This is a genomic window from Pollutimonas sp. M17, from assembly GCF_025836975.1.
Taxonomy (GTDB): Bacteria; Pseudomonadota; Gammaproteobacteria; order Burkholderiales; family Burkholderiaceae_B.
On sequence record NZ_CP107548.1, the window covers coordinates 3,808,936 to 3,823,759 of the forward strand.

9 protein-coding genes are annotated in these 14,824 nt (G+C 62.2%); 3 read left to right on the forward strand and 6 right to left on the reverse strand.

Annotation, left to right across the window (positions count from 1 at the left end; translation table 11 throughout):
• Positions 1–8 precede the first annotated feature (8 nt).
• Entirely contained in the window at positions 9–479 is a 471-nt protein-coding gene (gene rpsG / locus OEG81_RS17830; protein ID WP_180071599.1) for a 30S ribosomal protein S7, read from the reverse strand.
• Between the two features lie 139 nt (positions 480–618).
• Positions 619–996 (reverse strand): 30S ribosomal protein S12, encoded by a 378-nt coding sequence (rpsL, locus tag OEG81_RS17835; RefSeq protein ID WP_041682771.1) that lies wholly within the window; start codon positions 994–996, stop codon positions 619–621.
• 445 nt (positions 997–1,441) lie between these two features.
• On the opposite strand from rpsL, the gene OEG81_RS17840 reads away from it, so the two are divergent.
• The 3 genes from OEG81_RS17840 to OEG81_RS17850 are packed head-to-tail and all read left to right on the forward strand — an operon-like array spanning position 1,442 to position 5,218.
• Positions 1,442–2,152, forward strand: coding sequence for a response regulator transcription factor (locus OEG81_RS17840; RefSeq protein ID WP_264130599.1), 711 nt, complete (start codon positions 1,442–1,444; stop codon positions 2,150–2,152).
• Positions 2,149–3,252 (forward strand): FecR domain-containing protein, encoded by a 1,104-nt coding sequence (locus tag OEG81_RS17845; RefSeq protein ID WP_264130600.1) that lies wholly within the window; start codon positions 2,149–2,151, stop codon positions 3,250–3,252. Before OEG81_RS17840 ends, OEG81_RS17845 begins: the two co-directional genes overlap by 4 nt.
• Positions 3,253–3,256: 4 nt before the next feature.
• Positions 3,257–5,218: a CHASE2 and HATPase_c domain-containing protein gene (locus OEG81_RS17850; RefSeq protein ID WP_264130601.1), complete on the forward strand. Its 1,962-nt coding sequence runs from the start codon at positions 3,257–3,259 to the stop codon at positions 5,216–5,218.
• Between the two features lie 55 nt (positions 5,219–5,273).
• Here OEG81_RS17850 and rpoC read toward each other — a convergent pair whose 3' ends face one another.
• The 4 genes from rpoC to rplJ form a co-directional block, all read right to left on the reverse strand.
• On the reverse strand, positions 5,274–9,521 hold the full coding sequence (gene rpoC, locus OEG81_RS17855; RefSeq protein WP_264130602.1) for a DNA-directed RNA polymerase subunit beta': 4,248 nt from the start codon (positions 9,519–9,521) through the stop codon (positions 5,274–5,276).
• Positions 9,521–13,633 (reverse strand): DNA-directed RNA polymerase subunit beta, encoded by a 4,113-nt coding sequence (gene rpoB / locus OEG81_RS17860; RefSeq protein ID WP_264130603.1) that lies wholly within the window; start codon positions 13,631–13,633, stop codon positions 9,521–9,523. Before rpoB ends, rpoC begins: the two co-directional genes overlap by 1 nt.
• A gap of 160 nt (positions 13,634–13,793) precedes the next feature.
• Complete coding sequence (rplL, locus tag OEG81_RS17865) at positions 13,794–14,174, reverse strand: 50S ribosomal protein L7/L12 (RefSeq protein WP_180071621.1); 381 nt, start codon at positions 14,172–14,174, stop codon at positions 13,794–13,796.
• 72 nt (positions 14,175–14,246) lie between these two features.
• Entirely contained in the window at positions 14,247–14,771 is a 525-nt protein-coding gene (gene rplJ, locus OEG81_RS17870) for a 50S ribosomal protein L10 (protein ID WP_264130604.1), read from the reverse strand.
• Between the last annotated feature and the right edge of the window lie 53 nt (positions 14,772–14,824).

Genomic DNA, 14,824 nt, shown 5'->3' on the forward strand with positions numbered 1-14,824 from the left:
TCCTTAGATTACCAACGGAAATGGCTGAATGCCTTGTTGGCCTCTGCCATCTTGTGCGTGTCCTCACGCTTCTTCATTGCGCCCCCACGGCCTTCGGATGCGTCAAGCAGTTCACCGGCCAGGCGCAGATCCATCGATTTCTCGCCACGCTTCTTGGCTGCTTCACGCAACCAGCGCATGGCCAGCGCCAGGCGGCGCACAGGGCGCACTTCAACCGGCACTTGATAGTTCGCGCCACCTACACGGCGGCTTTTCACTTCAACGATAGGCTTGATGTTGTTAATCGCGGTGTTGAACACCTCGATGGGCTCTTTGCCAGTTTTAGCCTGAATCTGGTCGAAGGCGCCGTAGATAATACGTTCGGCGACGGCCTTTTTGCCAGACAACATAACAACGTTCATGAATTTGGCGAGCTCTACGCTGCCAAATTTGGGATCGGGGAGAATTTCACGCTTGGGAACTTCGCGACGACGAGGCATTTTTAACTTCCTTGTGACAGTTCAGTTGAACCGCTATGAGCGGCCACGACCATTCATATTCGAAATGGTCACTTACATGCTATGGGCCCATGCCCATGGCTGCACTGATGCGACCAGACTAGCTGGACTATGGAAAAGCTTAGGCTTTCTTCGGGCGTTTTGCGCCGTACTTGGAGCGGGACTGCTTGCGGTCTTTGACGCCTTGCAGGTCGAGCGAACCACGAACGATGTGGTAGCGCACACCCGGCAAGTCTTTGACACGGCCGCCGCGAACAAGAACCACCGAGTGTTCCTGCAGGTTGTGGCCTTCGCCGCCGATATACGAAATGACTTCGAAACCGTTGGTCAGGCGCACTTTGGCGACTTTACGCAAAGCCGAGTTGGGCTTCTTGGGAGTGGTGGTGTATACACGAGTGCAAACACCGCGACGCTGAGGGCAGTTTTCGAGCGCGGGGCTCTTGCTGCTCTCGCGGGAGACTTCGCGCGGCTTGCGCACGAGTTGGCTAATGGTTGGCATGACCTTTACGCATCCTGTATTTACGAATTACGTACTTGCGTACTTTTACGTATAGAGTTAAGCGCCTCTTGCCCAAAACGGCAGGCAAGCTACGGCGGTTTGCGCAAAAACCGCCTGACACGAATATCACGTAAAAGAGCGGGTCTTGCTGCAAAGCTGGCCGGCAGCCTGGGCAAATTGCCCGAACTACCGGCGTCTTGGATTCCTTGGATTCAAATCTTCCTTGGGGATCCTTCCTGCTTTTGAAGGGGCTTGGCAAAAGCACCCCTTAAAGTAAGCTCGCCATCGTAACACGGCAAAACGCGGGCAGTCAACATTTGCACGGCCAAACCGCGACTTCCGGGGTGTGTGAGGCAAATCGGCCACGGGGGCCCGGCTCGACACTACTGGGTCGGTATCGTACCATTGGTGCCAAGCAATAAAAAAACCTCTTACCCGCCTTCCCATGAATATCGCTTCCGTCGAAGACGACCTGGATCAGGGTCGGCTGATACAAACCATACTCGGCAATGCCGGCCACGATTGCGCCCTGTTTGCGACGGGCACCGATCTGCTGGCCGCGCTGTCGCGCCAGCATGCCTTCGACCTGCTTCTGATCGACTGGGAGCTGCCCGACATCAGCGGCCTGGATATTGTCCGCTGGGTGCGCGGCAATCTGGGCCAGACCATGCCGGTCATGCTGATCACCAACCGGACGCTGGAGGAAGAGCTGATCGAGGGCCTGCAGGCCGGCGCCGACGATTACATGTGCAAGCCCATACGCGCCGGCGAGCTCGTCGCCCGGGCCGAGGCGCTGCTGCGCCGCTACATGCCGGTGCAGCAGCAGTCGTCCTTCCAGTGCGGCGCCTACGAAATCGACCCGGCCGCTGAAGCCATCATGCTGCAGGGCCGCAAGATCGAGCTGGCGCCCAAGGAGTTCGAACTCGCCCTGCTGCTGTTCCGCAATCCCGGCCGCCTGTTTTCCCGGGATGTATTGAGCACGGCTGTCTGGAACCGCGAGATACCCGCCACCTCGCGCACGCTGGACACGCACCTGTCCAACCTTCGCCGCAAGCTGCAGCTGCGCCCCGAGCATGGCTTGCGGCTGAATTCCTCGTATGCATTGGGCTATCGGCTGGAATTGCTCGGCGACAACCTCGACCCCCCGACTCCATGAGCGCCTTCCTCTTCCCGCCGCGGCTGCTAAGCCGGCTTGCCCTGGCAGTTTCCAGCCTGCTTCCCCTGGCTGCCATGGCCCAGCCCCATGGCGCCCATGGCGACCTCTTCCTGTACAGGGTAGTCGCCGGGGACACGCTCATCGCGCTGTCGGAACGCTTTACCGACAAGGCCGACAACTGGGCGGTGCTTCAGTCGCTCAATGCCGTCCAGGAACCCACCCTGCTTCCCGTCGGGCTCGAACTGAAGATTCCTTTTTCCCTCATTCCCGAGCTGCCCTCGCAGGCCCGGGTCGACCACCTGGCGGGGCCGGCCTTCGCGGATGACCGCCCGGTCAAGGCCGGGGATCAGTTGAGCGAGGGCCAGACGGTGGCCACCGGCGAGAATGGCTTCCTTACCCTGATGCTGGCCGACGGCAGCACCCTGTCCGTACCGGCCGCCTCGTCGCTGTCGATAGAACGCCTGCGGGTATTCAAGGGTACGGGCCTGACCGATACCGTCTTCACCCTGCGGCAAGGCTCGCTGGAATCCATGGTCGCGCCGGCGGATACAGGCGTGGGACGATTCGAGATCCGCACGCCGGTCAGCATCACCGGCGTGCGGGGCACCCGTTTGCGGGTCCATGCCCAGGCCGCCGGTGCCCAGAGCGAGGTGCTCGAGGGTTCGGCCCGGCTGGACGCCTCCCAGGGGCGCAATGCCACCCTGCGCCAGGGCCAGGGCGCCGCCATCGATTCCAGCGGGCAACTGCTGGGCGTGCGCGCACTGCTTCCCGCGCCCGAACTCGGGCCCGCAAGCCGTGGCGGCGCGGGCTGGGTCATTGCCTTCCCACCGGTGCCGGGCGCCAGCGCCTACCTGTTGCGGGTGGCCGCCGACCCGCAGGGCAAGCAGCTGTTTTCCAGCCAGCGTTTCACCGAGCCGCGAGTCACCTTCAGCGCCCCCGGCGCGGGCACCTACTATGCCGTGCTGCGGGCGGTCGACAGCGACGGCATCATGGGCCGGGACGCCAGCCAGTCCTTCGAGGGCCGCTCGCTGCTCAGGACCTCCGACGGCAAGCCCGCCCTGAGCGGCTTCGGCCACTTCGTATTCCTGACGGAACACTAAGGTCATGCCGGACGCGGCGCAACCGGCCGGCACGCGGTTCTGGGGCGGCCTCGAACGCCGGATACGCAAGGAATGGCTGGCGGTCACCTTGGCGCTGGCGGCGCTGACCATGGCCCTGAGCTATTTCAGCGGCGCCCTGGGCCTGGCCCGGCTGGATCACGCCTTTTACGACAAGGCCCTGGCCGCCTCCGCCTATGCGGCCGCCGATACCGATATCGTCATTGTCGCCATCGACGACGGCAGCATCGACCACTTCGGCTACTGGCCCTGGCGCCGCCAGCTTCACGCACAACTGCTGGGCGTCTTGCATCAGGCGCGCGTGGTGGGCCTGGATCTGGTGCTGAGCGATGTCAACCCGGCCTATCCACAAGACGATGCCCTGCTTGCGCAAGCCATACGCCGGCACGGCAAGGTCGTCCTGCCGCTGGTCGTGCAGGCTGACGGAAGACGGGCTGTCGGACCGGTGGCCACGCTGGCCGAATCGGCCGCCGCCCTGGGATACATCAATATCCAGGCGGATGGCGACGGCATCATCCGGTCGCTGGCCCTGCGGCAGATATTGGGCGACGGCCGGAGCGCCGAGCATTTCGTCGCCGCCATGCTGTCCCTGCACCACGGAGACTCCGCGGCCATGGAATCCATCCAGGCCAAGGGCCAGGATCGCCTGCTGATTCCCTATGTGGGCGTTCCCGGCCATTTCACCATTTATTCCTACGCCGCCGTCCTCGGCGGCCGGATACCTCCCCTGGCGTTCAAGGACAAGTATGTGCTGGTCGGATCATGGGGGTCCGGACTGGGCGATGCGTTTCCCACGCCCCTTTCGCGACAGGGGGAAGCCATGTCGGGGGTGGAGATCCTGGCCAACGCCCTGCTTGCCGCCCGCCGCGACAACTGGATCCTAAGCCCCCCGCGCTGGCTGGCCGCCGCGTTGGCCTGCCTGCCTGTGCTGCTGGCCTGCGTGGCGCTGCGCCGGCTGTCGCCGCGCCAATCCTTCCTGGCCGTGATGGGCGTGCTGCTGCTGAGCTTCGCAAGCTGCTGGCTGCTGATGCGCTACGGCAGGATCTGGGTTCCCCTTACCGCCAGCCTGATCGGCATCGGCCTGGCTCTGCCGGTATGGAGCTGGCGCAGCCAGGAAGCGTCATTGCAGCATATCGACCGCGAACTCCTGGCGCTGCAGGCCGAACGGCAAGGGTCCGGCGATGCGGCCACGCCGCCGGAAACGCAGCCCGATGGCTCGCTTCCGGCGCGCATCGCGCAACTGCACGGCGCCATTGCGCAGCTGCGCATGGCCCATCGCAAGCGCGATGAAACGCTGCGCTTCCTGTCCCACGACATGCGGGCGCCGCAGACGTCCATCCTCGCGCTGACGCAGCTGCAGCAAGAGCCCGGGAAGGCCTTGCCGCAAAAGGAGTTACTCGAGCGTATCGACGCCTATGCCGGCAGGACGCTCGGCCTGGTCGACGGCTTCGTCCAGCTGGCCCGCGCCGAAGCGGCTCCCCTTTCCCGCCGGCGCGTCGATCTGGTCGAGCTGGTGGCCCAATGCATCGACGAATTCTGGGCACAGGCCCGCCACAGAAGCATCGATATCCAGTTCATCCGGCATCCCGAGGCGGCGTGGACCATGGGCGATCTTTCGCTGCTACGGCGCGCGTGCTGCAATCTGCTGGACAACGCGCTCAAGTACAGCGCGGACCATACCTTGGTCACATGCAGCATCGACCGGGACGCGGACGACTGGCTGCTGGCCATCCGCGACCAGGGACGCGGCATGCAGGCGGACCAGCAGGCAACCCTGTTCCAGCCCTTCAGCCGCATTGCGCAAGACGGGAGCGGAAGCCCCCAGGGCGCGGGCCTGGGCCTGGCCTTTGTCGCCACGGTGGCCATGCGCCACGAAGGTTCGATTGCCGTCGAAAGCCGCGAGGGCCTTGGCAGCGCGTTCCACCTGCGGCTGCCCGCATCGGCCTGAGCAAAAAAAACGCCAGGCGGCGAGCCTGGCGTTCTGGTACTGCGGTACAGCGCGATTACTCTTCGGAAGACGCTCCGCCGGCTTCGTCCGATTCCACGCCTTCGTGAGCCTGCACCGTTTCGGCCGGGGCGTCCTCGAAGGGGTTGGCCATGGCGCGCGCGGCTTGACGTTCGGCCGCTTCGTGGGCCTCTTTGTCTTTGCGCGCCATGTGGTAGGACATGCCCGTACCGGCAGGTATCAGGCGGCCGACAATGACGTTTTCCTTCAGGCCGCGCAGGTCGTCGCGTTTGCCCATGATGGCGGCTTCGGTCAGGACACGCGTGGTTTCCTGGAAGGACGCGGCCGAGATGAAGGAGTCGGTCGACAGGGATGCCTTGGTAATACCCAGCAGTACGTTGTCGTACGTGGCCGGAATCTTGCCTTCGGCTTCCATGCGGTCGTTCTCGTTCAGCAGCTCGGAACGCTCGACCTGCTCGCCCGTGATGAAGCTGGTATCGCCCGCATTGGTGATGTTCACACGACGCAGCATCTGGCGGACGATCACTTCGATGTGCTTGTCGTTGATCTTCACGCCTTGCAAGCGGTACACATCCTGGACCTCGTTGACGACATAGCTGGCCAGGCGCTCGATGCCTTGCAGGCGCAGGATGTCATGCGGATCGGCGGGGCCGTCCACAATCATTTCACCCTTGTTCACCACTTGGCCGTCGTGCACCAGAACCTGCTTTTCCTTGGGGATCAGGAACTCGTGGCTGACGCCGTCCAGGTCGGTAATGACCAGGCGCTGCTTGCCCTTGGTGTCCTTGCCGAACGAGACCGTGCCGGTGACGTCGGCCAGCATGCCGGCGTCCTTGGGCGAACGGGCTTCGAACAGTTCGGCCACACGCGGCAGACCGCCGGTAATATCGCGCGTCTTTTGCGATTCCTGGGGAATACGCGCCAGAACCTCACCGATGGAAACCTGCTGTCCGTCGCGCACGGTAATCAGCGCGCCCACCGGGAAGGAGATATTGACCGAGTGATCCGTGCCCGCGATCTTGACCTCTTCGCCCGCTTCGTTGATCAGCTTGATCTGCGGACGCATCATGGTTTTGCCGCCACGCGTCTTGGGCGTGATGACGACCAGGGTGGACAGGCCGGTGACTTCGTCCAGCTGCTTGGCAACCGTGACGCCTTCCTCGATGTTCTCGAAGCGGACCTGGCCGGCATACTCAGACACGATGGGCCGTGTGAGCGGATCCCAGTTGGCCAGGCGCTGGCCGGCCTTGACGGCATCGCCGTCGCCCACGGCGATGGTGGCGCCGTAAGGAATCTTGTGGCGTTCGCGTTCGCGGCGGTTGTCGTCGAAAATGACGATCTCGCCCGAACGTGAAATGGCCACGCGTTCGCCCTTGGCGTTGGTCACATAGCGCAGGCCGATGGCAAAGCCGATGGTGCCGGCCGATTTCGTTTCGACCGAACTGGCCATGGCGGCGCGCGAAGCGGCGCCACCGATGTGGAAGGTACGCATCGTAAGCTGCGTGCCCGGCTCACCAATGGACTGGGCGGCAATGACGCCCACGGCTTCGCCGCGGTTGACCAGGTAGCCCCGGCCCAGATCGCGGCCGTAGCAATGCGCGCACAGGCCGTGACGCGTTTCGCAGGTCAGCGGAGTGCGGATCTTGACTTCGTCCACGCCGATGCTGTCGATGAATTCGACCAGGTCTTCATCCAGCAGGGTGCCGGCCGTGACGGCGGTTTCCTGCGTGTCGGGATTGACGATGTCCACGGCGGCCACGCGGCCCAGAATGCGATCGCGCAAGGGCTCGATGACTTCACCGCCCTCGACCAGGGCCTTCATGGAATAGCCGCGCGTGGTGCCGCAATCGGACTCGGTGATGACCAGGTCCTGCGTCACGTCGACCAGACGGCGGGTCAGGTAGCCCGAGTTGGCGGTCTTCAAAGCCGTATCGGCCAGGCCCTTACGCGCACCGTGAGTCGAGATGAAGTACTGGAGTACGTTCAGCCCTTCGCGGAAGTTGGCGGTAATCGGCGTCTCGATAATGGAACCGTCAGGCTTGGCCATCAGGCCGCGCATGCCCGCCAGCTGGCGGATCTGGGCGGCGGAGCCCCGGGCGCCCGAGTCGGCCATCATGTAGATGGAGTTGAAGGATTCCTGGCGGTCTTCTTCGCCGTGGCGGTTGACGACCGGCTCGGTGGCCAGTTGTTCCATCATGGCCTTGCCGACCTTGTCGCCGGCCTTGCCCCAGATGTCGACCACGTTGTTGTAGCGCTCTTGCGAGGTCACCAGACCCGACGAGTACTGCTTGTCAATTTCCTTGACCTCTTTGCTGGCCTGCGCAAGGATGTCTTCCTTGACCGAGGGGATCAGCATGTCGCTCATGGCGATGGAGATGCCGCCGCGCGTTGCCAGACGGAAACCCGACTGCATGAGCTTGTCGGCGAAGATCACCGTGGCGCGCAAACCGCAGCGACGGAAGGACTGGTTGATGAGACGCGAGATTTCCTTCTTTTTCAGGGGGCGGTTCAGCACCGAGAACGGCAGGCCCTGAGGCAGGATTTCAGACAGCAGCGCGCGGCCGACCGTGGTCTCGAAACGCTTGAGCACCGGCTGCCATTCGCCCTGGGCGTCTTTCTCGTATTCGTTCAAACGAACCGTGACGCGGCTCTGCAGCTCGACTTCGTGGTTGTCGTAGGCGCGCTGGACTTCGGCCACGTCCGTGAAGAACAGGCCTTCGCCCTTGCCGTTGATGCGCTCGCGCGTCGTGTAGTACAGGCCCAGCACGATATCCTGCGACGGCACGATGGACGGCTCGCCGTTGGCTGGGAACAGGACGTTGTTCGATGCAAGCATCAGGGTACGCGCTTCCAGCTGGGCTTCCAGCGACAGCGGCACGTGGACAGCCATCTGGTCACCGTCGAAGTCGGCGTTGAATGCCGCGCAGACCAGCGGATGCAGCTGGATGGCCTTGCCTTCGATAAGGACCGGCTCGAACGCCTGGATGCCCAGGCGGTGCAGCGTAGGTGCCCGGTTCAGCATGACGGGGTGCTCGCGAATGACTTCTTCGAGAATATCCCACACCACCGGTTCCTGGCTTTCAACCAGTTTCTTGGCGGCTTTGATCGTCGTGGCCAGGCCCATCATTTCAAGGCGATTGAAAATGAAGGGCTTGAACAGCTCCAGGGCCATCAGCTTGGGCAGACCGCATTGGTGCAGCTTGAGCTGCGGACCCACCACAATGACCGAACGGCCAGAGTAGTCGACGCGCTTGCCCAGCAGGTTCTGGCGGAAGCGGCCGCTCTTGCCCTTGATCATGTCGGCCAGGGACTTGAGCTGGCGCTTGTTGGCGCCCGTCATGGCTTTGCCGCGGCGGCCGTTGTCCAACAGGGAGTCGACCGATTCCTGTAGCATGCGCTTTTCGTTGCGCAGGATGATGTCGGGCGCCTTCAGTTCAAGCAGGCGCTTCAGGCGGTTGTTGCGGTTGATGACGCGACGGTACAGATCGTTCAGGTCGGACGTGGCGAAACGGCCGCCATCCAGCGGCACCAGCGGACGCAGGTCCGGCGGCAGCACGGGCAGCACTTCCATGACCATCCACTCGGGCTTGATGCCCGATTTCTGGAAGCCTTCCAGCACTTTCAGGCGCTTGGAGATCTTCTTGATTTTGGCGTCGGACGAGGTGGCCTTGAGTTCGGCGCGCAGGGTCTCCACGTCGCGATCGATGTCGATCGTGCGCAGAAGCTCGCGCACGGCTTCCGCGCCCATCAGGGCGTGAAAGTCGTCGCCGTATTCTTCCGTCTTGGCGAGGAAATCGTCGTCGGACATGATCTGGCCGCGCTTGAGCGGCGTCATGCCCGGCTCGATCACGCACCATGCTTCAAAATACAGCACGCGTTCGATGTCGCGCAGGGTCATGTCCAGCACCATGCCCAGGCGGGATGGCAGGCTCTTCAGGAACCAGATGTGCGCAACGGGGCTGGCCAGTTCGATATGGCCCATGCGTTCGCGGCGCACCTTGGCCACGGTGACTTCGACGCCGCACTTTTCGCAAATGACGCCGCGATGCTTCAGGCGCTTGTATTTGCCGCAAAGGCATTCGTAATCCTTGATCGGGCCAAAAATCTTGGCGCAGAACAGGCCATCGCGCTCTGGCTTGAAGGTGCGGTAGTTGATGGTTTCCGGCTTGCGTACTTCGCCGTAAGACCACGACCGCACTTTTTCAGGCGACGCGATGCCGATCTTGATGGCATCGAATTGCTCGTCTTGCGAGACTTGCTTGAATAGATCGAGTAGCGCTTTCATTATTTACGCTCCAAATCCATGTCCAGGGACAGGGATCTAATTTCTTTGACCAGAACATTGAACGACTCCGGCATGCCGGCGTCGATGACGTGGTCGCCCTTGACGATGTTCTCGTACACCTTGGTGCGGCCCGAGATGTCGTCCGACTTGACGGTGAGCATCTCTTGCAGCGTGTAGGATGCGCCGTAGGCTTCCAGGGCCCAGACTTCCATCTCGCCGAAACGCTGGCCGCCGAACTGGGCCTTGCCGCCCAGGGGCTGCTGCGTGACCAGCGAATAGGGTCCGGTTGACCGGGCATGCATCTTGTCGTCCACCAGGTGATGCAGCTTCAGGTAGTGCATGTAGCCGATGGTGACCGGGCGCTCGAATTGCTCACCGGTGCGGCCATCGAACAGCCAGGCCTGCGTACGGGTCGGGGTCAGCTTGAGGTTCTCCGCGATGTCGTCCGGATAGGCCAGTTCGAGCATCTTGGTGATTTCCTCTTCGGTCGCGCCGTCGAAAACCGGTGTCGCCAAAGGCACGCCGTTTTTCAGGTTGCGGGCCATCTCGACGACTTCGTCGTCGGTCAGGGAACTGATCCGCGCGCCAGCGCCGGTGCTGTTGTAGACCTTTTCCAGATAGCTGCGCAGGTTCTTGACCTGGACCGCCTTCTCGTCGTCGAGCATTTCGGCGATGCGGTGGCCCACGCCCTTGGCGGCCCAGCCCAGGTGGACTTCGAGCACTTGCCCGACGTTCATCCGCGAAGGAACGCCCAGGGGGTTCAACACGATGTCGGCCGGCGTGCCGTCGGCCATGTGGGGCATGTCTTCGACCGGCGTGATGCGCGATACGACGCCCTTGTTGCCGTGACGGCCGGCCATCTTGTCGCCCGGCTGCAAGCGGCGCTTGACGGCCAGGTAGACCTTGATCATCTTGAGCACGCCCGGAGGCAGCTCATCGCCCTGCGTCAGCTTCTTGCGCTTCTCTTCGAAGGCCAGGTCGAACTGATGGCGCTTCTGTTCGAGGGATTCCTTGGCCTGTTCCAGCACCAGGGCATGCGCCTCGTCGGACAGGCGGATGTCGAACCACTGCCAGCGGTCCAGGTCGGCCAGGTAGTCCTTCGCCAGGACCGAGCCCTTGGCCAGCTTGCGCGGGCCGCCATTGACGGTCTTGCCGACCAGGAACTTGCCGATACGATCGAAGGTATCGTCTTCGACGATGCGCAGCTGGTCGTTCAGGTCTTGGCGGTAGCGGCGCAGCTCGTCGTCGATGATGGACTGCGCGCGCTTGTCGCGCTCGATGCCTTCGCGGGTGAACACCTGTACATCGATGACCGTGCCGACCATGCCCGAGGGCACGCGCAGCGAGGTGTCCTTGACGTCGGAGGCCTTCTCGCCGAAGATCGCGCGCAGCAGCTTCTCTTCGGGAGTCAGCTGGGTTTCGCCCTTGGGCGTCACCTTGCCGACCAGCACGTCGTCGGCGCGCACTTCGGCGCCGATGTAGACGATGCCGGAGTCATCCAGGCGATTCAACTGCGTTTCAGCCAGATTGCTGATGTCGCGCGTGATTTCTTCCGCACCCAGCTTGGTGTCCCGGGCAACGACCGTGAGCTCTTCGATGTGGACCGACGTATAGCGGTCGTCGGCCACGATTTTTTCCGAGATCAGGATGGAGTCTTCGAAGTTGTAGCCGTTCCAGGGCATGAACGCGATGAGCATGTTCTGACCCAGGGCGAGCTCGCCCAGGTCGGTGGATGCGCCGTCGGCCAGGACATCGCCGCGGGCGACCTGATCGCCGCGCTTGACGATGGGACGCTGGTTGATGTTGGTGTTCTGGTTGGAACGGGTGTACTTGATGAGGTTGTAGATGTCCACGCCCACTTCGCCGGCGACGTTCTCGTCGTCGTTCACGCGAATGACCACGCGCTCGGCATCGACGTGATCGACGATGCCGCCGCGTATGGCCTGGACGGTGGTGCCGGAGTCGACCGCGACGGTGCGCTCGATGCCGGTGCCGACCAGAGGCTTCTCGGGACGCAGGCAAGGCACGGCCTGGCGCTGCATGTTGGCGCCCATCAGGGCCCGGTTCGCGTCGTCGTGCTCGAGGAAGGGAATGAGCGAGGCGGCCACGGAGACGATCTGCGAAGGCGCCACGTCCATGTAGTGCACATTGGACGGTGCGGTAAGCATGGTTTCGCCGGCCTGGCGGCAAGCCACCAGGTCGTCCACGAAACGGCCCGCGTCGTCGAGCTCGGCGTTGGCCTGGGCGATGACGTAGTTGCTTTCCTCGATGGCGGAAAGATAGTCGATCTGTTCGCTGACCTTGCCGTCGATGATCTTGCGATAAGGCGTTTCCAGGAAGCCGTACTCGTTCAGGCGCGCATACAGCGCCATCGAGTTGATCAGGCCGATGTTCGGGCCTTCAGGCGTCTCGATGGGGCATACCCGGCCGTAGTGCGTGGGATGCACGTCGCGCACTTCGAAGCCCGCGCGTTCGCGCGTCAGGCCGCCTGGGCCCAGGGCGGAAACGCGGCGCTTGTGCGTGATTTCCGACAGCGGGTTGGTCTGGTCCATGAACTGCGACAGCTGGCTGGAACCGAAGAACTCCTTGATGGCGGCCGAAATCGGCTTGGAGTTGATCAGGTCGTGCGGCATGAGGTTTTCGGTCTCGGCCTGGCCCAGACGTTCCTTGACCGCGCGCTCGACACGTACCAGGCCGGCACGGAATTGGTTCTCGGCCAGTTCGCCGACACAGCGCACACGGCGGTTGCCCAGGTGATCGATGTCGTCGATCTGGCCGCGCCCGTTGCGCAGCTCGACCAGCACCTTGATCGTTTCCAGGATGTCTTCGTTGGTCAGCGTCATCGGACCGGTGATGTCCTCGCCACGGCCCAGACGGCTGTTGACCTTCATGCGGCCCACGCGCGACAGATCGTAGGCTTCCTCGCTGTAGAACAGGCGCTGGAACAAGGCTTCGACGGCATCCTCGGTGGGAGGCTCGCCGGGGCGCATCATGCGATAGATGGCGACGCGCGCGGCCATCTGGTCGGCGGTCTCGTCGGTGCGCAGCGTGTGCGAAATATAGCCGCCACGGTCCAGATCGTTGATGTACAGGGTCTGGATGTTGCGGATATTGGCGGCGCGCAGGTCGGACAGCGTGGTCTCGGTGATCTCGTCGTTGGCGTTGGCGATGACCTCGCCGGTTTCCGGGTTGACCACGCCGGTGGCCAGCACACGGCCCAGCAGGAAGTCTTCGGGAACCGACAGGAGCTCGACCTTGGCGGCCGCCAGGTCGCGCAGATGCTTGGCGTTGATCCGCTTGTCTTTTTCGACGATGACCTTGCCGGAGCGGTCGGTGATGTCGAAATGGGCCACTTCACCCTTCCAGCGCTCGGGGACGAATTCAAGCATGCCGCCTTCGTTGTGGATCTCGAAGTTGTCGAAATCGGAGAAGTAGGCCAGAATCGCCTCGGGCGTCATGCCGATGGCTTTCAGCAGGATGGTCACGGGCATCTTGCGGCGGCGGTCGACGCGGAAGAACAGGATGTCCTTGGGGTCGAACTCGAAATCCAGCCACGAACCGCGGTAGGGAATCACGCGGGCCGAGAACAGCAGTTTGCCCGAGCTGTGCGTTTTACCGCGGTCATGCTCGAAGAAGACGCCGGGCGAACGGTGCAGCTGCGACACAATGACGCGCTCGGTGCCGTTGATGACAAAAGAACCGGTATTGGTCATGAGCGGTATTTCGCCCATGTATACTTCCTGCTCTTTCACTTCCTTGACTGTCGGTTTGCTGACTTCGCGGTCCATCAGGACCAGGCGCACCTTGGCACGCAGCGGAGAAGCATAGGTCAGGCCGCGCAGCTGGCATTCCTTGACGTCGAATACGGGCTCGCCCAGCACGTAGCTGACGAACTCCAGGCGGGCCATCTGGTTATGGCTTACGATGGGAAATATTGAGCTGAAAGCCGCTTGCAGGCCTTCATCTTTGCGTTTGGAAGGTGTAGTATCCGCCTGCAGAAATGTTTTAAATGATTGCAGTTGAGTCGCCAAAAGGTAAGGGACGTCCTGAACGTCTTCACGCTTGGCGAAGCTCTTGCGTATGCGCTTTTTTTCGGTGTACGAATAAGGCATGAGCACTCCGACTCGAGGGTTACATGGGCCGTCAACCACGGCCCTGGTTTACGACTCCAGAAAACCCGACTCGGAAAAACAACAGGTACCGAATCGCGGGTTTTCTGGAAACGCAAAAGCCCGGGAGGGCCTAAACCGTCCCGGGCACGCGTGAAAAGTCTTACTTGAGTTCGACTTTTGCGCCAGCTTCTTCAAGCTTCTTCTGTGCAGCTTCGGCGTCGGCTTTGGCCAGGCCTTCCTTGACAGGCTTCGGTGCGCCGTCAACCAGATCCTTGGCTTCTTTCAAGCCCAGGCCGGTGATTTCACGCACGGCTTTGATGACGCTGACCTTGTTGGCGCCGACTTCAGCCAGAACAACGGTGAACTCGGTTTGCTCTTCAGCAGCGGCGGCAGCGCCACCGGCAGCGGGAGCAGCCACAGCCACAGCAGCGGCAGCAGCCGACACGCCAAATTTTTCTTCCATTTCCTTGATCAGCTCGGACAATTCGAGCACGGTCATGCCAGCGATAGCGTCAAGGATTTCAGCTTTGCTTAATGCCATTTTAAGAACTCCAAATATTGATAAATGCCAGGGTTGGGTGTCGCTCGGTTCGACGAAATCCGGAAGGGCTGCTTACGCGGCGGCCTTCTGATCGCGCACGGCCGCGAGGCCACGTGCGAACTTGGTCGGAACTTCGTTGAGCGTACGCACAAATTGCGTGACAGGTGCTTGCATCGTACCCATAAGTTTCGAAAGCAACTCGTCGCGGGAAGGCATGGTGGCCAAGGCCTTCACGCCATCCTGGGTCAAGAGGCTGTTGGGCAATGCCCCGCCTTTGATCACCAGCTTATCGTTGGTCTTTGCGAAACCGGCAAGTACTTTTGCCGCCGAAACCGGATCGGCGCTGATGCCATAGATCAGCGGACCGGTCAGCTGGGCGGAGAGCTCCTCGTAGGGAGTTCCTGCCACAGCACGGCGAACAAGCGTGTTCTTGAGAACACGCAGATACACGCCCGACTCACGCGCAGTTTTGCGCAATACGGTAACAGAGGCGACGTCCAGACCACGGTACTCGGCGATAATGATCGATTGGGCCTGGGCGACTTCCGCCGAGACTTCCTCGATGACTACCGCTTTCTCTTTACGATTGAGACTCACGGTTTGAACACTCCATCAAAAGACGCAAGAGAGGGTCTCCCGCGTCAACCGAA